16 protein-coding genes are annotated in these 19,902 nt (G+C 70.4%); 5 read left to right on the forward strand and 11 right to left on the reverse strand.

What is annotated here, in order from left to right; translation table 11 throughout:
- Positions 1–63: 63 nt before the first annotated feature.
- The 3 genes from CM1CMNOD_RS13970 to CM1CMNOD_RS13980 are packed head-to-tail and all read left to right on the forward strand — an operon-like array spanning position 64 to position 3,756.
- A complete protein-coding gene (locus CM1CMNOD_RS13970; protein WP_050803548.1) occupies positions 64–726 on the forward strand; it encodes a hypothetical protein in 663 nt (220 codons plus the stop codon).
- Positions 727–730: 4 nt separating this feature from the next.
- Positions 731–3,544 carry a DEAD/DEAH box helicase gene (locus CM1CMNOD_RS13975; RefSeq protein ID WP_131774019.1) on the forward strand — a complete coding sequence of 938 codons (2,814 nt, stop codon included), beginning with the start codon at positions 731–733 and terminating at the stop codon, positions 3,542–3,544.
- Between the two features lie 20 nt (positions 3,545–3,564).
- The gene (locus tag CM1CMNOD_RS13980) at positions 3,565–3,756 is read left to right on the forward strand and encodes a hypothetical protein (protein WP_131772648.1); all 192 of its coding nucleotides are present in this window, start codon (positions 3,565–3,567) and stop codon (positions 3,754–3,756) included.
- A gap of 144 nt (positions 3,757–3,900) precedes the next feature.
- Here CM1CMNOD_RS13980 and CM1CMNOD_RS13985 read toward each other — a convergent pair whose 3' ends face one another.
- The 3 genes from CM1CMNOD_RS13985 to CM1CMNOD_RS13995 all read right to left on the reverse strand — a co-directional run bounded on the left by CM1CMNOD_RS13985 (position 3,901) and on the right by CM1CMNOD_RS13995 (position 7,004).
- Complete coding sequence (locus CM1CMNOD_RS13985; RefSeq protein ID WP_013874247.1) at positions 3,901–5,043, reverse strand: bifunctional RNase H/acid phosphatase; 1,143 nt, start codon at positions 5,041–5,043, stop codon at positions 3,901–3,903.
- Positions 5,044–5,158: 115 nt separating this feature from the next.
- Complete coding sequence (locus CM1CMNOD_RS13990) at positions 5,159–5,902, reverse strand: zinc ribbon domain-containing protein (RefSeq protein WP_013874248.1); 744 nt, start codon at positions 5,900–5,902, stop codon at positions 5,159–5,161.
- A 70-nt stretch (positions 5,903–5,972) separates the two neighbouring features.
- A complete protein-coding gene (locus tag CM1CMNOD_RS13995; RefSeq protein ID WP_050803800.1) occupies positions 5,973–7,004 on the reverse strand; it encodes a Nif3-like dinuclear metal center hexameric protein in 1,032 nt (343 codons plus the stop codon).
- Positions 7,005–7,408: 404 nt separating this feature from the next.
- Here CM1CMNOD_RS13995 and CM1CMNOD_RS14000 point away from each other — a divergent pair, with 404 nt between their 5' ends.
- Together CM1CMNOD_RS14000 and CM1CMNOD_RS14005 are read left to right on the forward strand one after the other, a co-directional pair.
- A complete protein-coding gene (locus CM1CMNOD_RS14000) occupies positions 7,409–7,669 on the forward strand; it encodes a hypothetical protein (protein WP_338052688.1) in 261 nt (86 codons plus the stop codon).
- Between the two features lie 342 nt (positions 7,670–8,011).
- Positions 8,012–10,138, forward strand: coding sequence for a hypothetical protein (locus tag CM1CMNOD_RS14005; RefSeq protein WP_013874252.1), 2,127 nt, complete (start codon positions 8,012–8,014; stop codon positions 10,136–10,138).
- Between the two features lie 214 nt (positions 10,139–10,352).
- On the opposite strand, the gene CM1CMNOD_RS14010 is transcribed toward CM1CMNOD_RS14005, so the two are convergent.
- The 8 genes from CM1CMNOD_RS14010 to CM1CMNOD_RS14045 form a co-directional block, all read right to left on the reverse strand.
- Positions 10,353–10,694 carry a hypothetical protein gene (locus tag CM1CMNOD_RS14010; RefSeq protein ID WP_131772650.1) on the reverse strand — a complete coding sequence of 114 codons (342 nt, stop codon included), beginning with the start codon at positions 10,692–10,694 and terminating at the stop codon, positions 10,353–10,355.
- Positions 10,695–11,075: 381 nt separating this feature from the next.
- On the reverse strand, positions 11,076–11,618 hold the full coding sequence (locus CM1CMNOD_RS14015; RefSeq protein WP_013874254.1) for a hypothetical protein: 543 nt from the start codon (positions 11,616–11,618) through the stop codon (positions 11,076–11,078).
- A 247-nt stretch (positions 11,619–11,865) separates the two neighbouring features.
- Positions 11,866–12,795, reverse strand: coding sequence for an ABC transporter permease (locus CM1CMNOD_RS14020; RefSeq protein ID WP_347176495.1), 930 nt, complete (start codon positions 12,793–12,795; stop codon positions 11,866–11,868).
- A 13-nt stretch (positions 12,796–12,808) separates the two neighbouring features.
- Entirely contained in the window at positions 12,809–13,771 is a 963-nt protein-coding gene (locus tag CM1CMNOD_RS14025; RefSeq protein ID WP_013874256.1) for an ABC transporter ATP-binding protein, read from the reverse strand.
- 346 nt (positions 13,772–14,117) lie between these two features.
- Positions 14,118–14,828: a glycosyltransferase family 2 protein gene (locus CM1CMNOD_RS14030; protein ID WP_013874257.1), complete on the reverse strand. Its 711-nt coding sequence runs from the start codon at positions 14,826–14,828 to the stop codon at positions 14,118–14,120.
- Complete coding sequence (locus tag CM1CMNOD_RS14035; protein WP_013874258.1) at positions 14,828–16,423, reverse strand: amidohydrolase family protein; 1,596 nt, start codon at positions 16,421–16,423, stop codon at positions 14,828–14,830. The genes CM1CMNOD_RS14030 and CM1CMNOD_RS14035 overlap by 1 nt, the downstream gene beginning before the upstream one ends.
- A gap of 72 nt (positions 16,424–16,495) precedes the next feature.
- The gene (locus CM1CMNOD_RS14040) at positions 16,496–17,140 is read right to left on the reverse strand and encodes a DUF6308 family protein (protein ID WP_013874259.1); all 645 of its coding nucleotides are present in this window, start codon (positions 17,138–17,140) and stop codon (positions 16,496–16,498) included.
- Between the two features lie 508 nt (positions 17,141–17,648).
- Positions 17,649–19,655, reverse strand: coding sequence for an AfsR/SARP family transcriptional regulator (locus tag CM1CMNOD_RS14045; RefSeq protein ID WP_083828297.1), 2,007 nt, complete (start codon positions 19,653–19,655; stop codon positions 17,649–17,651).
- Positions 19,656–19,902 lie beyond the last annotated feature (247 nt).

Genomic DNA, 19,902 nt, shown 5'->3' on the forward strand with positions numbered 1-19,902 from the left:
GACCAAACGGGTACGCTCCGCATAAAAGGCTGTTGCTTTCCGCGGAGAAATGAGGCTGTCGGGGTGGTCTCGGCGCGTGTGGAGCGGCGGCGCAGGGCACAGATCGTGCGGTACTGGCGTGCCGTCGAGATGTTCGGCCCCCAGCAGGTCGGCAAGGTCTCGCCCGGCAACCGGATGTACCCGGTCGACGGCGGTCGGCCGCTGCCGTGGGAGCGGAGGCATCCGCTGCGGGCAGTACCCCTGGCCGAGGGAACGGTGTGGCAGCACACGGTGTACTGCGGGATCTACCGCATCGCCGCGGTGCGGGATGTGCTGCTGGAGGTCTTCGGCGAGAACGAAGAGGACCACGATGCCCGCATCGACGGAGACAGTGCGCTACTCGCCTTCCAGGTCACCGACGAAGGGCGGATCATCCATGACTCGATCACCTTCTCCGCGTGTGCCTGGGCAGTCGGACGAGCGCGTAGTCCGGGGCCGAGAAAGGACGGATGGCTCGACGGCTTCGACGACGAGGCCAAAGCCTGTGAGCAGATCGTCCTCGACGTCGGAGATGGCAGGCTGGAGGTCATGGAACGCGCGGCCGGGCGGCTGAAGCCGTTCGCCGGGCTGTTCTGCGAGATCGCGCTCGGCGCGGCGGGCGGTGCGGTTGCGCCACTGGTCGCGCCGCTCGGCCGCGGGGGCGCTGGTCGGTGCCGCGGAGGCCGGGGCGCAGCATGCGCTGGATGATCATATGGACGGCGCCGCGGGAGACCGGCGTGCGGAAGGCGACGAGCCCCCGAGGCTCGGTGACAAGCCGTTGACGGTGCCGGACCTGTCCGCCGTCACCCGATGGCTGTCAGAACGCTTCGGTGTCACCGCCGATCTGGCGCCCATGGCCATCCGCGTCCAGAGCCGGCAGGTCTCCGTCAAACGTGCCGACAATGCGGCGGGCACGGACTTCCTCAACAGCTTCATCGCGGCCGACCTGGCGCTCGTGGCCGACAGACTGTCCGAATCCGAACCTGGGAAGGCACTGCGCGACTATCTGACGGCGGCCACCGCCATTCCCACCAACCACCGCGTCGACCTACGGCGTAACCCCGACGCCGTGCTCGCCGGTGTGCGACCGGAGCGATTCCCGCTGGGCCGCTGGCCCGCGAAGACGGAACATCCCCTGGTGCTCAGCCAGCAGTTCTCCGTCAACGCCATCCTGGCGTACCTTGCCGACAGCGAAGGCGTCTACGCCGTCAACGGGCCGCCGGGCACCGGCAAGACCACCCAGCTACGTGACCTCATCGCGGCCGTGCTCGTGCTGCGCGCCCAGCGTCTCGCCGAGCTTGCCCGGCCAGCGAATGCCTTCACCGGCCAGACTCATCGGTGGACCACGGCCGACCTGCACCGGTCGGTGTGCGCACCGATCAGCACGCTGACCGGCTTCGAGATCGTCGTCGCATCGGCGAACAACGGCGCCGTGGAGAACGTGTCCAAACAGCTCCCCGAGATGGATGCCGTCGACGAGGCCTGGCGTGGCGAGGCGTCGTACTTCCCCGAGCAGGGTCGACTCATCCTCGACGGCGCCGAGGCCTGGGGCGCGCTCGCCGCCTCGCTGGGCAGGAAAAGCAACCGCCAGGACTTCCGCAACACTTACTGGTTCGGGGCCCTGCGGGAAAGGCGCCAAGCCGTCATCGCCCCCGGCCGGACCCACACCGCCCCGGTGAGACAGCCCTCCGGCCAGGGCATGCGTGACCTGCTGAAGCACCTGACGGCAACCCAGCGGCCAGATGCCAGCGCCTGGCAGGCAGCCGTGAACCGCTTCCGCGAGGCGGAACGCACCGTCCTCGAGCTGCGCGACGAACGGCAGCGGGCCGCGCGGGCGCTGCGCGACCTGAGCGATGCGGAGCAGGCCGCCCGGACCGCTCACGACGCAGCCCGTGACGCTGAGCAACACCACCGTGCGACGCTCGCGCCGCTTGCCCAGGCATACCAGACGCTGGCCACACTGGAACGCGACGTACAACGCTGGGCCGAGCGGCGGACCGAACACCAACACAGCCGACCAGGCTTCGTCCAGGGCCTGTTCACCCTGGGTGGCGCGCAACGCGACTGGCGTGCGGAACACCAGGCCCTCACCGAGGCCCACCGTGCCGCCGAGGCCACCCATGACGAGCAGGCCAGAACGGTCACTGTCCACAAGCAGGCGCAGCTGGCTGCCGACGCCGAGGCAAGGGCCGCCCGGGAGGAAGCCTGGCTTGCGGAACGCCGCCGCGACGCGCTTCGGGAGACGGTGGACGCGGCCCGAGCGGTCTGGGGCCCGCATGTACCCGCCCACGCCCCGGAGGCGAACGGTGCCAGCGGTGAGGATGCTGCCGACCGCGAGCTCGGCTCGCCGTGGTCCGACCCTGAGTTCACCGCCGCCCGCACCCGGCTGTTCCTCGCCGCCATGGACCTGCACCGTGCCTTCATCGAAGGCGCCGCCGACCGGATACGCAAGAATCTCGACGCGGCTATGGACATCCTGTGCGGCAACGCGCCGAAGACCATCCCACCCGGCGCCGTACTCGCAGCCTGGCAGAACCTCTTCCTCGCCGTCCCCGTCGTCTCCACGACCTTCGCCTCCCTCGACCGGATGTTCGCCGATCTCGGGCAGGACGCGCTCGGCTGGCTTCTGGTCGACGAGGCGGGCCAGGCGACGGCGCAGATGCCGGTCGGCGCGCTCTGGCGGGCCAGACGCGCCGTCATCGTGGGCGATCCGCTGCAGTTGGAGCCAGTCGTCACCCTGCCCCACACCGCCCAGCAGGCACTGCGCCGCACCTACGGGGTCGACGAGGAATGGTCGTCGTCACAGGCCTCCGCACAGCGCGTCGCCGACAGGCTGAACCGCTACGGCACCTTCCTGCCCGCGCCGGACGGGTCGGACACCGAGCACGTCTGGGTCGGCTCGCCACTGCGCGTACACCGCCGCTGCGACCAGCCGATGTTCTCCATCAGCAACGACATCGCCTACGGCGGGCTGATGGTGCACGGCGTCAGACGAGGCGAGTACGGCATCGCACGCCGCAGCGTGTGGTGGGACGTACCCGCCGGGACGAGCGCCCAGGGCAAGTGGCACTCCGCCGAGGCGGACGCCGCCAACGTCATCGTCCACCGCCTCGTCGACCAGGGACTGGATCCGGCGGTGGACCTGTTCGTCGTCAGCCCGTTCCGTGACGTCGTCGCCGGGCTGCGGGGCAGCCTGTGCCGGGTGGTGAACCGGGACCATGTCGGTACGGTCCACACCGCGCAGGGCAAGGAAGCCGACGTCGTCCTGATCGTCCTCGGCGCGGGCGGCCCCCACCCGGGCCCGCGATCCTGGGCGGCCAGCAGCCCGAACCTGCTCAACGTCGCCGTCAGCCGAGCGAGAAGACGGCTGTTCGTCATAGGTGACCATGCTGCCTGGAGCACGCACCGCTACTTCGACGCGCTGGCACGTCACCTCGACCGCCTCACCGACGACGAGCAGGCTGCCATGCGCCGCACCGCGCCTGCATCCCTCCCAACACCCTGCCTGTGCGCACGGACACCGTGAACGACCGACGGAAGAGCATAGTGATCACGCGTGACGGCATGGCGGTCGGCCGGTTCGTGCCGGAACGGCATACGGTTGCCGACCGGCTCAAAGAGGCCCTGCGTGAGTACGCGGCAGACCCCGCCTTTGCGGACGATCTCGAAGCGGCGCACACCGACCTGCGAGCCGCCTTTACCGGTGAGGTCCGCACGTGGCCGGACACGTGCTCCTGACCACCGGTGCCGTGGCTGGGTTCGCTGGCCTGTCCGGTCCGCGGGCCGAAGTCGTCCTCGCGAACCGACGCCGGGCCGCGTGGCCAGTCGGGCTTTTCCTGTCGTCCGAGCCGTTCGCTGCCTCGCGGGTCGCCGGGAACACGGCTACTGGCCCGGCTCGACCAGGTGGGCGGCGTGGATGCCGTCGTTGAAGCTGCGCAGCACCGCAGGGCCGTCCGAGTACCAGTCGATCGTGGAGATCGACACCAGGTCGAGGTGGAGCCGGTAGAGGACCGCGGGTGAGGCGTCCAGCGCCAGCAGCGTGAGGGTCTTGATCGGGGTCACGTGCGAGACGATCAGGATCCGTTCGCCCGGGTGTGCGGCCAGGATCCGGTCCCGGACGGCGGTGACCCGCCGGATCGTGGCAAGGATGCTCTCCCCGCCGGGCGGGGCGACCGACGGGTCGGCCAGCCAGGCGTTCAGCTCGTCCGGGAAACGCTGGCGGACCTCGCCGAAGGTCAGGGTCTCCCAGGTCCCGAAGTCGGTCTCGCGCAGGTCGTCGTCGATCAGGTAGTCACGGCCGAGGGCGTCCGCGGTCTGCCGGGCCCGTTTCAGCTGCGAGCAGTACACCACGTCGAAGGGGACGTCGCGCAGCCGTCCCGCCACAGCGAGTGCCTGCGCCTGGCCGATGTCGGTCAGGGTGGCGTCCACCGTGCCGCTGAACCGCTTCTCCACCGACATCGGGGTCTGCCCGTGCCGCAGCAGCACGGTGGTGGTGGGTGGCGCGGGCGGGGCCATCCAGCCCGACAGCCGGTGGGTGGTCGGCGCCGTGTGCGGGACGGGCTCCGGCGACTGGGGTTCGGGCGGCTCCCAGGTGCGGCCCTGCGCGGCGGCGTCCATGGCCTCGTTCGCCAGCCGGTCGGCGTGGGCGTTGCGCTCCCGCGGGATCCAGGTGTAGCGGACCCGCGGGAACTCCCGCGCGACGTCGGCGGCCTGCGTCGCCAGCGGCCGCATGGCCGGATGTTTGATCTTCCAGCGCCCGCTCATCTGCTCGACGACGAGCTTGGAGTCCATCCGGACCTCGACGTCGGCGTCCGGGGCGAGGTCGGCCGCGGCACGCAGCCCGGCGATCAGGCCCTGGTACTCGGCGACGTTGTTGGTCGCCCGGCCGATCGCGCCCGCCCGCTCGGCCAGGACCGCACCGGTGTCGGCGTCGCGGACGAGCGCCCCGTACCCCGCCGGGCCCGGATTGCCCCGTGACCCGCCGTCGGCCTCGACGACGAGCCGGCGTGCCGGACGGTCACTCATGGTCGACTCCTATCCGCTCGCCGACGCGCGGGCCCGGTCCCGTCCACCGGGCCGGGCCCGTCCACGGGGCTGGTTCCCTCCGCTGGCCCGGCCAGGCCCACCGGGACGACTCGGCTCACAGGCCTGATTCCGTGGTCCGGACGAGGATGCGCCGGCATTCCTCACAACGCACGACGGCGTCCACGGGAGCCGCCGCGACCTCACGCAGGTCACCGCCGGAGAGTTCCAGGTGGCATCCTTCGCAGCGGCGCCGGACGAGCCTGGCCGCCCCCACCCCGGCGGATGAGGCTCGCAGCCGCTCGTACAGGGCCACCAGGTCGGCGGGCAGGGTCGGGACGATGGCCTCCCGCTCGGCACGGCGGGCCGCCACTTCGTTGTCGATCTCGGCCAACGCCGCGTCCCGGCTGGCCACGGACGTCGCCCGCTCGGCGTCGACCCGCTCCTGATCCGCTCTGATCACCCCGGCCCGGGCCTCCAGCCCCTCGGCGGTCTCCATGAGCTCGAGCAGTTCGTCTTCGAGGACGCCCTGTCGGCGGGCCAGTGAGGCGATCTCCGCCTGCAGGTTCTCCAGCTCACGGGCGTTGGTGATCTGCCCGGAGTCCAGACGTCCGCGGTCCCGGGCGGCCCGGGAGCGCACCAGGTCGACCTCGGTTTCCAGTTTCTGCTGCGACCGGCCCAGATCCCGCACCTGGGTGGAGACCCGGACCAGATCGTCGTTGAGGGCGGCAAGCTGCGCGTCCAGCTTGTCGATCTCGGCATGCTTGGGCAGGTTGCGCCGGCGTGCGGCGAGCCGGTCAAGGCTGGAGTCGATCGCCTGTACGTCCAACAGACGAAGCTGGGTCGCTGGATCGGCCTTCATGTGCTCCTCACTGTGCTCCGCGGCTGTGCTCCGTGGGTGTTGTTCCCGGCAGCGTTCCCGGCAGCATCCGTCACCGCTGGTCCCGGCCCTGGTCACGATCGTCAACCTGGCCCTGGCCCTGGCGCTGGCCGTAGCCCTGGCCCGCCGCTCGGTCGGGATCCGGCCCGGCCGGCCACGGCGAGGCCGCGTGCCAGCGCCACGGGTCCGTCACCAGGGCGGAGACCGTGGTGTTCACCGTACGGCCTCGGGCGGCCAGACCGGCACGCAACCGGGCGGAGGCGATGTGCAGCCACGGCCATTCGCTGGCCCAGTGCGCCACGTCCACGAGCGCCACATCGTGGGCGGCCACGGCGTCGAGGACGTGGTGGTGACGTCCGTCGGCGGTCACCAGCGCGTCGGCGCCGGCACGCGCGGCCGCACCGATCAGTTCGCCGCCGGAGCCACCGCAGACCGCGATCCGGCGCACCGGGCGGTCCGGGTCGCCGGTGGCACGCACCCCGCCGGCGGTGGCGGGCAGCGCGGCGGCCACCCGCGCGCAGAAGACATGTAGCGGCTCGGCCCGGGGCAGCTCACCGACCCGGCCGAGGCCACCGTTGCCGGACCGGACCGGGCCTGGCGGCGGCTCTTCTCCCAGCGCTCCCAGCTCTCCCGGCCGCGCTGGCGGCCCGGCCGGCTTCTCCGGCCGCTCCGGTGGCCCGTCGAGCGGTTCGACGGCGGTGAGCCCGAGCGCGTCCGCGAGCGCGTCGCTCACCCCCGGGCAGGCCACATCGGCATTCGTGTGGGCGGTGAACAGCGCCACGCCACCACGGATGGCGGTGGCCACGACCCGACCGCCCGCGCTCGTCTCGGCCACCCCGTGCACCCCCCGCAGGAACAGTGGATGGTGGGTGACCAGCAGTTGCGCACCCCGTTCGACGGCCTCCCGGACGACCTCGACGACGGGGTCGACGGCGAACAGAACATGCTGAACCGGCATGTTCGGGTCACCGACGGCGAGCCCCACCGTGTCCCACGACTGCGCCCAGGACGGCGGATAGCACCGCTCCAGTTCGGCGACGCACTCGGCCACGCTGGGCTGCTGCCGGCGGGCGTCGGCCGGCAGCCCCGACGGTCCGGGCTGTGATCCGGGCGCCCCCAACACCCCCGACACCACCGATACCCACGAGGATCCGGGCAGCGGTCCAAGCGATGATCCGACCGGCGTTCCGGGCTGCCTTTCGCGATGGTCGCCCAGGTCCGGACGCGCAGGAGGATGTGATGCTGCCACCGTCCGGACACTACCGGGCCGTGATCGGCGCGGCCGCGCCGGCAGGTCCACCGCGAGGCAGCGGGCGCTGGCCGGCCGCCGCGCCGTACCGTGAGGCCCCTGCGGCAGACGGATCCAAACCGCACATGCACGTTTGTTCAGGCAGACTCAGGTTGAAGGAGGCGCAATCGTGACATACGCGCCTGCGGAGGCACCCAGCGCCCACCCAAGGACGTGATTCCGACATGGCGGATGTATCCGTGACGTTCACGATTGCCGGCGACGCCGAGGTCGTACTGAACCTTCCGACCACGCAGGCCGTACGGCTGATCGAGATGCTCATGCACAACGCGGCGGAGGCCCTGGCCGCACAGGCCCGCGGCGGCCAGTCGGGCCAGCCGGGGCAGCAGACCGGAGCGGGACAGCATCTCCAGCCCAGCATGCCGGGCTCCGTGGGCTGGGGCGACCCGCAGCACCGGGGCGAGCCACCACCCTCGACTCCACTGCGTCGCCCGCTGTAACCGGCCATCCCGGGTGACTGGTCACTTTTTGTAACTATTTCCGACCGCCGCCCGGCACCCGGTCACCCCCGGAACAGCCCCGGCCCCGGCCCGACGATCTCGGGTCCGGGGCCGGGGCTGTTCCGGATCCGGCATCCATCCGATTTCCGGCCCATTCCGAATCCATCCGGTACGCGGATCTCGGCGCTCGAACCCCCGACGCGGATCTTTGCTGCGCGGATACGACATCGGACTGGACATCCACACACTTTTCCCAAACGCGACACAATTCTAGATCAACAAGGTACAACTCCGCACAGTTCATCCGCACCGCTCATCCACCAGAAGGGATACGGATCATCCATGGCGGGGGACATACCAGCCGAACAGATCATCGTGGCACATGCGTACGTGCAGGCGAGCACGGCACGTGACGACGGCTCGGACCCAGTCGACCAGCCGCCACCGACCAACGAGTCCGCGCGGCTGCTCCACTGCTACGGCCGGGTCAGCATCGTCAGCCCCGCCACGGCCGCCCCGGACTCCTCTCCCGGGCCGGACGCCTCCGGCGCCACCGCCGTCGACCCCGCCCATCTCGACGGGCTCGAACGTCTGGGCCTGGCCGCCTTCCAGTTACGCGCCAGTACCGACTACCAGCGGGCCAAACAGGACCGCGCGAGATCCGACGAGCTGTGGGACTGGGACCGGCCGTGCACCGACGTCCCACCGCCGCGAGGCTCCTTCGGGCAGGCCCCGGACGGCGGTGGCGGCGTCCCGCGACAGCCTCGCTCCCCCACCGACTCGCCATCCCCCACCAGCCTGGGCACGAGCGGCGCCCCCGTGCTCACCGCCGCCGCCGTCTCCGCCGACGGACAGCTCGGCCAGCCAGGCGGCGCAGGCGGCACCGGCGGGCCCACCAGCGCCTTCATGGAGGGCAGCATCGCGATCGGCGTGATCATCGTGGAAGGGCCGAGCGCCGATCTGCAGTTCACCGCCGCGGAACGCACCAAGACCGTCGCCGAGATCCAGAACGGCCTGTCCTGGTACGCCACCGTCAACCCGGCGGCAGAGCTCACCTTCAGCTACGACATCAAGGTCGTCCGGATCTCCACTCCCCCGGATCCCGCCGCGGCCGACCTGGAAGCACGCTGGCGGGACCCGGCCATGAGCCAGCTCGGCTACCAGCCGAACTTCGACGGGGTCTACGACTACGTCGACGACCTGCGCGCCAGGCACGTCACACGATGGTCCTACTGTGCGTTCGTCACCAAATACCCGCTGCAGTACTTCGCCTACAGCTCCATCGGCGGGCCCCGGCTCGTCCTGTCCTACGACAACGACGGATGGGGTCCGGACAACCTCGACCGGGTCTTCGCCCACGAGACAGGCCACATCTTCGGCTGTCCCGACGAGTACGCCGCCAGCGGATGCAACTGCGGCGGGACATGGGGCCGGTTCGCCACCCCGAACGGCAACTGCGACGGCTGCGCACCGGACAGCGTCAACTGCCTGATGCGGTCGAACAGCTTCGAACTGTGCCGCTACACCCCCAGCCACGTCGGCTGGGGCCGCGGGGTCGGTGGCAATCCCGTCCTGGTGCAGAGCGGCTTCGGGCACACCGGCAACTTCGAACTGGTGGTGCCGTCGGCGTTCGCCGGGATGACACACCTGTGGCGGGACAACGACGCTCCCGGTTTCCCCTGGCGGGAACCGACACAGGTGGCACAGGGCAACGGTCGGATCGACGCGCTCACAATGATCCAGAGCAGGCTGGCGACACCGGGGGCGTTGGAAGCGCTCGCCCGGGTCGGGAAGTCACTGCTGTTCCTCTGGCGTGACAGCGGGCCCGCCCTGCGCTGGCAGTCCCCCACCCGGATAACCGACGGTGTCGCCGGGACACCGTCACTGATCCACAGCCGGTTGGGCCGGCGCGGCACGTTCGAGGTGCTGGCGCCCGCAGCCGACGTCGGCCTGCTCTACCTCTCGCGCAACAACGACGCCGCCGGTTTCCCCTGGAGCCAGCCCGTCGTCGTGGCGGCGAACCTCGGCCATGTCGACGCGGTCAGCCTCATCCAGGGAAACTTCGACAACAGCAACCTGGAAGCCGTCGCGCTGGCAGGCGGTCGACTGGCCCACATTTACCGTACCCAGGACGGCGTGTGGCGGACCTCGACGGTGTTCGCCGAAGGCGTCACCGGAAATCCGGTGCTGATCCAGAGCGGGTTCGGCCGGATCGGCAACTTCGAGGTGGTCGTGCCGTCGGCCAGCGGCGGTCTGGTCCACCTGTGGCGGAACAACGATGCGGCCGGCTTTCCCTGGAGCGGTCCGACCCGCTTCGCCACCGAACTCGGACGGGTGGACGCGGTCACCATGATCCAGAGCTCGTTCGGCCGGCATCTGGAGGTGGTGGCGAGAGTCGGCGACCGGCTGTACGCGATGGCCCGCACGTCGGACACCTTCCAGTGGCTGCCCCCTTGGAAGATCTTCTAGCCGAACAGATCCGAACTCTGGACCAGCGGTGGCCGGACATGGAGGGTGTTCAGGATCGTTTTGCCACACAGGATCCGAACACCCTCTCATGGCGCGGTCCTCGGAACGACGCGGCCGCGGTGCTCATCTTCGGCGACAGACGGTGCGCTTCTCGTCGACAGAGCCAGGCCAGCGGCCCACACGGAGGCCGCATGTTCACCGGGTCTCGCACCGGTCATGTGGGTGGCCCGGGAGGCAGGCGGCCGGTGTCGGTGGCGTCCCAGGGCAGTCCCTCCGCGGAACGTTGCTTACCAGCCAGGCGCGCGAGCCATCCATCCACGAAGAGATGCTCACTCGCGGTGAGCGTCTCACGCAGGCCCGCCGGAACCGCTTCGAGGAACACTCCGGCAACACCGGGAAGCCGGACCAACGCGTCCGCCTGGGTCTTCGACGCGGCGACCAGGGCCAGACGAGGTGGTAGGACCGCCGTGACCTGCGCGATCTCTCGCAGAGCGGTGAGGACCGTCTGGTAGCGATCGCTCCCGTCGGGTCCCTTCTCCTCCGCGGGGCCGGCCACATCACCGTGCTTGCCAGGGCCGACTGGACCGTTAAGATCACCAGAACCGTGGGCTGCCGGATCCGGCCTGACTGCCCGTGACGCGATGACGACCAGCAACTCCGGTGTGGGTTCGACCACGGCCTCGACCTCCTGACCCAAGCGAACAGGGCGTCGTCCAGCTTTGCCAGCCCACCGTCACCGCATGAGCATTCTGACCGAGCGGACAGAGCATCATCGTTGTCCATACCAACCGGACACAAGGCCACCAGGTGCGTCCGGAGCGACGGACAGCGCTGTGCACCGGCCCCAGCCCGCTCGCGAGCGCCTCTGGCGAAACCGGGATCGCGCCTCCCGTAGCAACCCTGTAGGAACCGTGGCATGGCGTCCAGCGGGGACTGTTCACGTCTGTTCGCTGCGTGGCATCTCGCGGCGTGGCATCACGAAGAGCGACAACCAGCTCAGCACCGACAGCACCAACAGCGACACGATGGGCAGGACGAGCAGGAAGCCAGGCGAACGCAACCGGAATTCGACAAGTTGGATGACCAAGCTGCTGGCGCCCTCGGGCAACTGCGAGACGGCTCGCGCCGACCGCAGCGCATGCCCGATCCAACTCGCCAGCAGGGAGCCGCCGATCCCGCCCAGAGCCAGTCCCACGGGGACCGGCCAGCCGCTGTCACGGCCCCGCCAGAAGCCGAGGAGCCCCCCGATCAGACCGGCGACAACGCAGATCACGGCGAAGTACACGTCGACACCGGCCTGAGCATCGAAAACGATCTCGCTGCCAGCCAGTACCGCCCGAACATTCAGGCGCGGGGCCGTCAGCGCCCACAACAACCCGACAGGCAGGCCGAAGGCAGCCATGACGAGCGCGCACAGCAGACCGGTGAAAAGCCCGGACCTGCCGACAGCCCAGAAACGACGCCGAGGCTCCTCGAGCATCGGCCAACCGTCCGCCACGACGCCATCGGGCTGGTCATGCTGGCCTGGCCGCGGTGAGCGGGGATGCCCGGCACCGGGCTGCTGCGCCTCAGGGTGCTGCGCCTCAGGGAGGCCCCGCAGCTGCGCGTTGTGATGCGCGCCGTCAACGGTCCTGTCAGCGTTCGCGTAACTGTCATGCCAGGCTGTTGCTGATGGATAGCGACCGGATGGGCGTCGGCCCGCGCGGCTGAGAATCCACCGCAACGGCCTAACGCGGGGCGTTACCGGCACGTCGCAGCGCGATACTGGCCGCCAGCAGCGTGACGAACGCCACCAGCGTGCACACCAGCAGGTCGACGGTGACCATGCCCCAGTTGACCGACGGCTGGAAGGCGCCGGCCAGCACATCCACCGCGTATGTGCTGGGTAGCAGGTCACGCAGCACGTCGATCCCGAGCGGCAACCGGTCCGCCGGGATGATCCCGAGGAACAGCACGACGCTCATACCGACCTGTCCGGCGACCGTCGCGAGTTCCTGGCGGGGAGCGAGCAGCCCGATGACCGCGCCGATTCCAGCGAGGGACGCACCGGCCATGACGGCCACCGGCAGCAGCAGCCACAGGCCCGACAGAGGCAGACCGTACAGCAGCGAGCCCACCACAGCCGTAATAATCATCCCTGGTACCGCGAACGACGCGTAGGAAGCGGCCGTGCCGAGCACCACGGCGCTGCCCGGGACAGGCAGGGTCAGGTAGTAGTCCAGCGCCCCGGCCGCGCGCAGTGCCCCGAAGCGCTGCGCGAGAAGGTTCAGCGCGACGAAGGCCACCACCAGCACGGTCGAGCCCGCCACCACCTGCTCGCTGGTCGTCTCGTTGCCAACATCGACCACTCCGCGTAGCAGCAGCATGATCCCGAGCGACTGGAACGCGGCGACGAACAGCAGAGGCACTCGGGCCACCCGGGCCCGGGCGAGCTGGCCGACGTAGACGGCGCCGAGCGCGGCCCGGAAGGGGGTGCTCGGCGGCAGCGGCACGGGCGTGTCAGCCACCGCCACAGCCTGGGAAAAGCCGCCGACGGACCGGTCGAGGGTATCGGCCGTCCGTTCGACGATCGAGACGGTCTCGGTGGGCGGGCCGGCCACCTCGACGGCCCGGCCGGCGATCTGCCCGGCCGCGTCGTAAGCTGCGGCGGCGGTCACAGGATAACCGTGCTCATGTGCGCTCCAGGGTGCGGGATGCTCCGCCAAGGGCAAGATAGACGTCCTCCAGGGACGGCGTGGCCAGCGTGAAGTCGTCAAGGGCGGCGAAGGCGGGGCCGCTGGTCAGCCGCGCGAGCGCGTCTCGGGCGGCGGCCGCGTCCATGCGCGTGGTCCAGCGACGGCCACTGATCTCGGCCTGCCGGGCGAGACGGGCGATCGTCGGGTCGTGGGCGGGCGGATCGCAGCGCCAGACAAGGTCCAGCCGAACGTCGTTGCTCACCGACGCCTTGAGCCGTCCGGGGGTGTCACAGGCGATCACCCGACCAGCGTCGAGGACCGCGACCCGGTCGAGCACCGTCTCCGCCTCCAGGACGTTGTGGGTGACCAGCACCACGGTGACGCCCGCGGCGGCCCGGCGGCGTTCGAGCGCCGACCACACCGCGCGTCGGGCCGTCGGGTCCAGGCCGGTGGTCGGCTCGTCCAGGACGAGCACCATACGGTCGCCGACCAGGGTGCAGGCGACGGAGGCGAGCCTGCGCTGGCCGCCGGAGAGCTGCCGCATCGGCCGGGCCACGACCGGGGCGAGGCCGAGCTCGTCGACGACGGCGTCACGAGCCGCCCGCGCCGCGCCACGACCGAGGCCACGCAGTCGCGCGGTGGTCTCCACCGCGCGACCCACCGGCAGATCCTCCAGGGCCATGTCGTGCTGGCCGAGATAGGCCGCCAGCCGCGGCGGGATGTCGGGACGGGCGACGACGTCCCACCCGAACATCGTGATGGACCCGGCATCCGGCCGGATCAGCCCCATGAGCTGACGCAGCAGCGTGGTCTTACCAGCGCCGTTCGGCCCGAGGACGCCGAAGACCTCGCCGCGTCCGACATCAAGATCGATGTCGGAGGTGGCGAGTACGGCATGCTCACCCGCGCCGTGTCGGCGGGTGAGCCCACGCACGACGTAGCTCAGCACGCGGCCCATTGTCGCAGCCCGCGGGCGTGGAGTCGGCCTGAGGGCGGGTGAGGGCCGCCTCCTCGGCCGGATATTCACCAGCCGGCCGTCACCCGGGTCACCACTTCGGTACCCGGGCCGCTGCCCGCGGCCAGCGCCTGGTTCGCTGCGCGTATCAGTCCCTGGGTTCACTTCAGGACCACTACCCGGGTCGCTTCAGGGCTGGTTTCCGGATCGTTTCAGATCCGTGACCGGCCAGGGTGAGGGGAACGCGCCGCGCGGTCTGCCGGCCGGGCCCACTGCAGGTCAGTGACCGGACCCACCCAGCAGCCATGCCCGCTTCAGCGACCGGACCTGCTTCAGTGACCAGGCCTGCTCAGTGACCGGACCTGCGGTGACGAGCCCGCACCGAGCCGAGTATCCACAGCGCCTCGACCCCGTCCCGCCAGGTCAGCTTCTTGCCCTGCGCCCGAGTGCGGGCCTTGTAGCTGATCGGGACCTCGAACGGCCGGATGCCGCGGGAAAGCAGCTTCGCGGTCACCTCGGCCTCCATGCCGAAGCCGGCGGAGCGGACGTCCAGCTCGCGGTACAGGCTGACCGGCAGCAGCTTGAAGCAGGTCTCCAGATCGCTGATGTAGCTGTTGAAAAGAACGTTCGCGGCCAGCGTCACCAGCTTGTTGCCCACCACGTACCAGAACGAGAACGCGGTGTTGCCGCTGAACGTCCGTGAGCCGAAGACGACGTCGGCCTCGCCGGCGAGGACCGGTTCCAGCAGCGCCGGGATCTCCTCGGGGGCGTATTCCAGGTCGGCGTCGCAGATGACGAGATAGTCACCGCTGGCACGATCGCTCGCGGTCCGCACGGCGGCACCCTTGCCCCGGTTCACCGACTGGTGCACGACGACCAGCCGGGGGTCGTCGAGGGAGTCGAGGATGGAACGGGTTCCGTCCACGCTGCCGTCGTTGACCACGACGAGTTCGATCTCACAGCGGTAGCCGACCTCGAGCACCCGCTTGACGGCAGCCGCAAGCGTGGCCTCTTCGTTGAAAACCGGCATCAGGATGGAAAGCTTCACATCGACGCACATTACGAGATGATCACCCGCTGGCCGTTGACGACCACCGTCGGATGGCGCCAGGCAGCGGGTTCGACGAGCGGATCCATGGGCAGCCCCACGACGGCGGCGTGCCCGCCCACCTCGACACGTCCGGACGGCCGGCGGCCGTCGAGCCCGGCCGCCCGGGCCGCCACGGATGTTGCGGCGCGCAGCGCGCCGAGGCGGCCGAGCCCGGCATAGGCGAGCCGGTCGAGCTCCCGCGGGTCGACCCCGGGCGGCCGGCTGCCCGTGCCCCCCGCGTCGGTGCCGTAGACCAGGGTGACCCCGGCCCGGTGGAGCAACGCCGCGTTACGCCCGGGCGCCGGGCCGAACCCGGCATGGCACTGCAACGTCGAGACCACCGGCACGCCCGCGGCGGCGATCCGCTCGATCGTCCGTGGCGGCAGGGGCTCCACCGGGACGTGGGCGAGTTCGTCCACGCCCGCCCGCAGCGCCATCTCGACGGCGTCGACGCTCAGCGCGTGCGCTGTTACCGGAAGACCTGCCGCATGGGCGGCCTCGACCATGACCGCGAGCTCGGCCGGAGGCAACGGCGGCCAGTTCGGACGCTTCCCACGCCCGGTATCCGCGCTGGTCGCGGCGTCCCCGACATATACCTTGATCAGATCGACGCCGTCCGCGACGAGCCCGCGGGCCGCGGCCGGGCTTTCGACGACGACCACCGCGTCGCCGCGGCGGGCGTGCCAGCTCTGCGCCTTTCGCCCCGCTCCCTGCCGGCCCGCCTCCTGCTGGCCCGCTCCCTGCCAGTTCAACCCGCGCCAGTTCAGCCCGTTCAGCCCGTGCCAGCCCAGTCCGTGCTGGCCCAAACCGTGCCAATCTGGTCCGTGACGGCGCGGCCCGTAATAATCCGAGACGTGTCGGCCCGGCGGATACTGGTCTGACAGGTGCTGATCTGACAGGTGCTGATCTGTCGCGTCGCGGTTCCATCCGTGACGGCCCGGCAGGTGGCGGCCCAGCGTGTGGCGGCTCGTCGCGATCCGGCCAGCGGTGCCGCGACGAGCGGATCGCGACGAGTTGGGGGACCGGGCCTCCAGCCGGTCGGCCGCGGCACCCTGGGCAGGGCCGACGGGCTCCCCGAAGCGGTCCGCACGATCCGGACGCGGCCTTTGCCGCGGCGTGCCCACCACCCGGGGGCCTGCGCCGGCAACCATGATCGGCACGGCGAACCGCCAGTGGGTGAGCCGCTCGATCGGCGAACCGAGGTCACGCACGGCCACGACGCCGGAACGCAGTTCGTCGTACCCGGGCGTGGCGGTGGCCGGCAGGTGCACGTGGGCGTCGACGACACCCGGTCCGATCCAGGCACAGTCGATCATGCGTAGGCCGTCCGGCAGCGCAACCTGGTCACGCGGCCCGACAGCAGCCACCCGGCCGTCCACACCGACCACCACGACACCGTCGAAGGTGGTGTCGGCAATGCCGTTCCAGATCAGGCCCCGCAGGCCCACGCCCCGCCCGACCTCGTAACGGACTGGCGCTCGTCCCACCGCCAGGGCACGCGCCGCCCGCAACGGCACCACGGCCAGTACGGACAGGCACCCCGACGGCGTGTCGCCGCGCCTCACCGTGCCCTCGGCGGCGGCACCCGCAGCGACGACCGGCGGAGATCAGACCGGCGGAGACCCGACTGTCGGAGATCAGACCGCACTGCTCATCCACACCACGATGTCGAGGATGCGCAGCGGTGTCAGCGGCGGCCCGTTACGGGGGACGAGCGCGGACAGCCGGTGGAACTCGTCGGCGTTCTCCTTCAGGTCGTACTGCATGGCGCGAACCAGCAGCTGCATGTACTCACGCCAGGAACGCCCGTCCCGGGGAGACGGCGGGATGCAGCGCTCGTGCTGATAGAAGATCCTGACCTTGGAGTCGAACAGCGGCACCAGCGCCGGTCGCTTGCGGTGCAGCACCTTTGCGATCAACGAACCCTTGACGTCGCGGTCGGAGACATCCGGATCGTCCAGGGGGTCGTACAGGGCCGCGACAAGATCAAGGGTGATCTCGTCGGCCTCGATCAGTTCGATGCCGGGTGGGAGCTTGTCGAGCCCGCGCTGCAGCAACGGCGTCAGCGCCGTCAACGTGTGCATCCGGTCGACGTCCACCTGGACGCCGAGCAGGCAGGGCGCGAGCAGATCGCCGGTGCACAGCAGGTCGGAGTCACCGTTGGTGGTGAGCCCGTCATAGTACGGATAGGCGTAACGCAGGCCACGCTTACGCGGCCCGAGGTACTCCTCAAGCAGGCTCTCCGCGTCGAAGACCTCCCGGGTGCCCATCGCCAGCCTCACCGCAGGGGCTCCTCACAGTTGTCTCGGAGTTTCACAGTGTCTCGAAGACTCACGGCCGTCCCGAAATCGTCGTCGCGTCCCGAAATCGCCGTCGACGGTCACGCCATCTCATCACGTGACGACGAGCAGCGGCGATCACGAGCTGTGACGACTTTCACATCACCGGCCACCAGCCCCGTCGCCTGCGCCCATCATCCTCCGCAGTCACCGCGATTCGGAAGCGACCCACCCGCACGGACCACCAGGACATACATTCGTTACCGTGAGGACCACACCCCAGGGCTGATCGCAGGCGGCGGTGCGGTCGCCGACACACGCCCGTTACAGTGCCGACCAGATCCCAGACGGTTGGATCCCGCGCTGTCCGCGCACATAGCCATGGGAGGACGAGAGCGGCACCGCCGTCGACACCCGTGCCCAGCTCTGACCGGATGCTCCGAAAACCGGGAGGCTCCGGAAGCACCGACGGACAGCCTGCATCGATCATGCCGGGGGTGGCCCGTCCCGGTCAGTGGCTGCCGACGCTGGCTTCCGCCTCCCATTTCTTCCACGCGGTGTCCCAGTGCTCGGCCGCACCCGCCTGGGCGGGGACGTTCACGGCCGGCCGGTCACCGGGCTGCTGTTCGGACTGTTGTCCGGACTGTTGTCCGGACTGCTGTCCGAGCGCGGTGATCCGGCGGACCTCCTGACCGCTCTCCTCGTGCTCCGCCCGGTCGCGCGCGTGGATCCTGACCAGCTCGTGCAGCCGGAACCACACGTCACCGGCTGGCCCGGTGCCGGCGACGTCGAGCATCTGGGCGTCGATCAGACGGTCGAGGATTCCTTCGGCCGTCTGCCGATCGGTCCCCAGCACCTGTTCGACGACCCGGCTGGAGAAGACCGAGCAGCCGAGCAGCCCCAGTCGGCGCAGCAACTGCCGCGCCTGCGGATCGATCCGCTGGTAGGACAGGCCGAAGCTGCCGCGGACCTCCAGGGCGCCGTGGCGCAGCTCGGCTATCCGGCGCCGCTCGTCGACCAGCCTGGACACCAGGCCGGACATCTTCCAGTGGGGATGCGCCACCAGCCTGGCCGCGGCAACGCGAACAGCCAGCGGCAGGTAGCCGCACAGGCGTACCAGCTCACGGGCGGCCACGGGGTCGGCCAGCGCCCGGTCGTCGCCGACGATGCGGGCCAGCATCCGGATCGCGCTCCCGACCTCGAGCACGTTCAGGTGCAGTCGGGTGCAGGGAAGCGCGGCCAGCCGCGCCCGACTGGTGATCAGTACCCCACAGCTGCCCGACCCCGGCAGCAGCGGCTCGATCTGGCTCTCGTCGGCGGCACCGTCGAGTACCACCAGGACCCGTCGGTCGGCAAGCAGGCTGCGGTACAGCTCCGCGCGTGCGTCGAGGCCAAGCGGAATCTCGCTGTCCGCGACGCCCAGCGCGCGCAGGAACCGGGCGAGCGCGTCGCTGGGATCGACCGGACTGCGCTGTTGACCATGCAGGTCCACGTAGAGCTGACCGTCGTCGAAGTGCTCTCGTAACCGGTGCGCGACGTGGACCGCCAGGACCGTCTTGCCCAGCCCGCCCATGCCGAGCACCGCCGCGACGGGCATCGACGGAGGGGAGCCGGCAGCGGTCAGCCGCTGGCACAGCAGCTCCGCCTCCTCGTCCCGGCCCGTGAGGTCTCCGACGGCGGCGGGCAGCAGGCATGGCGGCCGTGGTGGCTGCGCGGCCTGCGGGTCGTCGCCCTCCGGCGGCTCCACCGCGGCCGGCCGTGACCCGGCTGGCGCGGCGGCCTCGAGAGTGCCCCGCAGGATCGCCTCGTGCAGCCGCCGTAGCCGTGCGCCGGGTTCGACCCCGAGTTCGTCGGCGATCCGCCGGCGTACCCGCGCGTAGCACTCCAGCGCCTCAGCGCCGCGGCCGGCGTGCCACAGCGCCCGGATGAGCTGGCAGCTCAGCGGCTCGAACAACTCGTTCTCGGCGAGTGCCTCCTGCAGCTCGTCGATCACCCGGTCGGCGCGGCCCAGCCCTATCTCAAGATCGGCCCACTCCGCGAGCACGCCAAGCCGCTGCGGGACCAGCCTTTCCCGGACCCGCGCGACCCAGTCCCCCGGCAGGCCGGCCAGGGGCTCTCCCCGCCACAGGTCCGCGGCCTGTCTGAGCAGGTGGCACGCCTGCTCCGGGTTGTTGTCGGCCACCGCCCGGGCTCGCTCCGCCAGACAACGGTGCCGATTCAGATCGAGCAGGGTGGGGTCGGCGTCGAGCAGATAGCCGCCCCGCTGCCGGACCAGCTCGACCTTCCCCCCCTCCACCTGGCGGGTACACGCGAGTATCCGCCGCAAACGTGTGACATACGTGTACAGCGCATTTCGCACCTCGGTCGGAGGTGAGCCTCCCCACACCCGGTCGATGAGAAGATCCTGAGGCACCGGTCGCCCGAGATCCGCCAGCAGGACGGCAAGCACCGTTCGCTGCTTCGCCGACCCAAGATCTACATGAATACCAGCCACCCGTAGCTCGAGCGGGCCCAACATAAGAAGTTCAACCACTCCATGCCCCCCATGGCCCTGACATTCCCCTGAGGAGCATTAAATACTGATAAATAGTTGACAGTAAAGACTGTCCAACACTTGACACGGATCGATCGCTACGAATCCATACGTACGGGTATGGCGATACGGCCGGTGTGGTGAATGCTGGCCGGCCTACTTCGGAGCGCGGCAGCCGCCATCCCCCATGCCCGATCCCCTGTGCCCGCCGGCCCCGCGGAGAGGCACGGCC

Source organism: Protofrankia symbiont of Coriaria myrtifolia, from assembly GCF_900634755.1.
Taxonomy (GTDB): domain Bacteria; phylum Actinomycetota; class Actinomycetes; order Frankiales; family Frankiaceae; genus Protofrankia; species Protofrankia coriariae.

Coding starts and splice junctions, on each gene's coding strand:
- CM1CMNOD_RS13975 (WP_131774019.1), top strand. CDS start 731: ATGGACGGCGCCGCGGGAGACCGGCGTGCGGAAGGCGACGAGCCCCCG.
- CM1CMNOD_RS13985 (WP_013874247.1), bottom strand. CDS start 5,043: ATGAGTGACCGTCCGGCACGCCGGCTCGTCGTCGAGGCCGACGGCGGG.
- CM1CMNOD_RS13990 (WP_013874248.1), bottom strand. CDS start 5,902: ATGAAGGCCGATCCAGCGACCCAGCTTCGTCTGTTGGACGTACAGGCG.
- CM1CMNOD_RS14005 (WP_013874252.1), top strand. CDS start 8,012: ATGGCGGGGGACATACCAGCCGAACAGATCATCGTGGCACATGCGTAC.
- CM1CMNOD_RS14015 (WP_013874254.1), bottom strand. CDS start 11,618: ATGCTCGAGGAGCCTCGGCGTCGTTTCTGGGCTGTCGGCAGGTCCGGG.
- CM1CMNOD_RS14025 (WP_013874256.1), bottom strand. CDS start 13,771: ATGGGCCGCGTGCTGAGCTACGTCGTGCGTGGGCTCACCCGCCGACAC.
- CM1CMNOD_RS14030 (WP_013874257.1), bottom strand. CDS start 14,828: ATGTGCGTCGATGTGAAGCTTTCCATCCTGATGCCGGTTTTCAACGAA.
- CM1CMNOD_RS14045 (WP_083828297.1), bottom strand. CDS start 19,655: ATGTTGGGCCCGCTCGAGCTACGGGTGGCTGGTATTCATGTAGATCTT.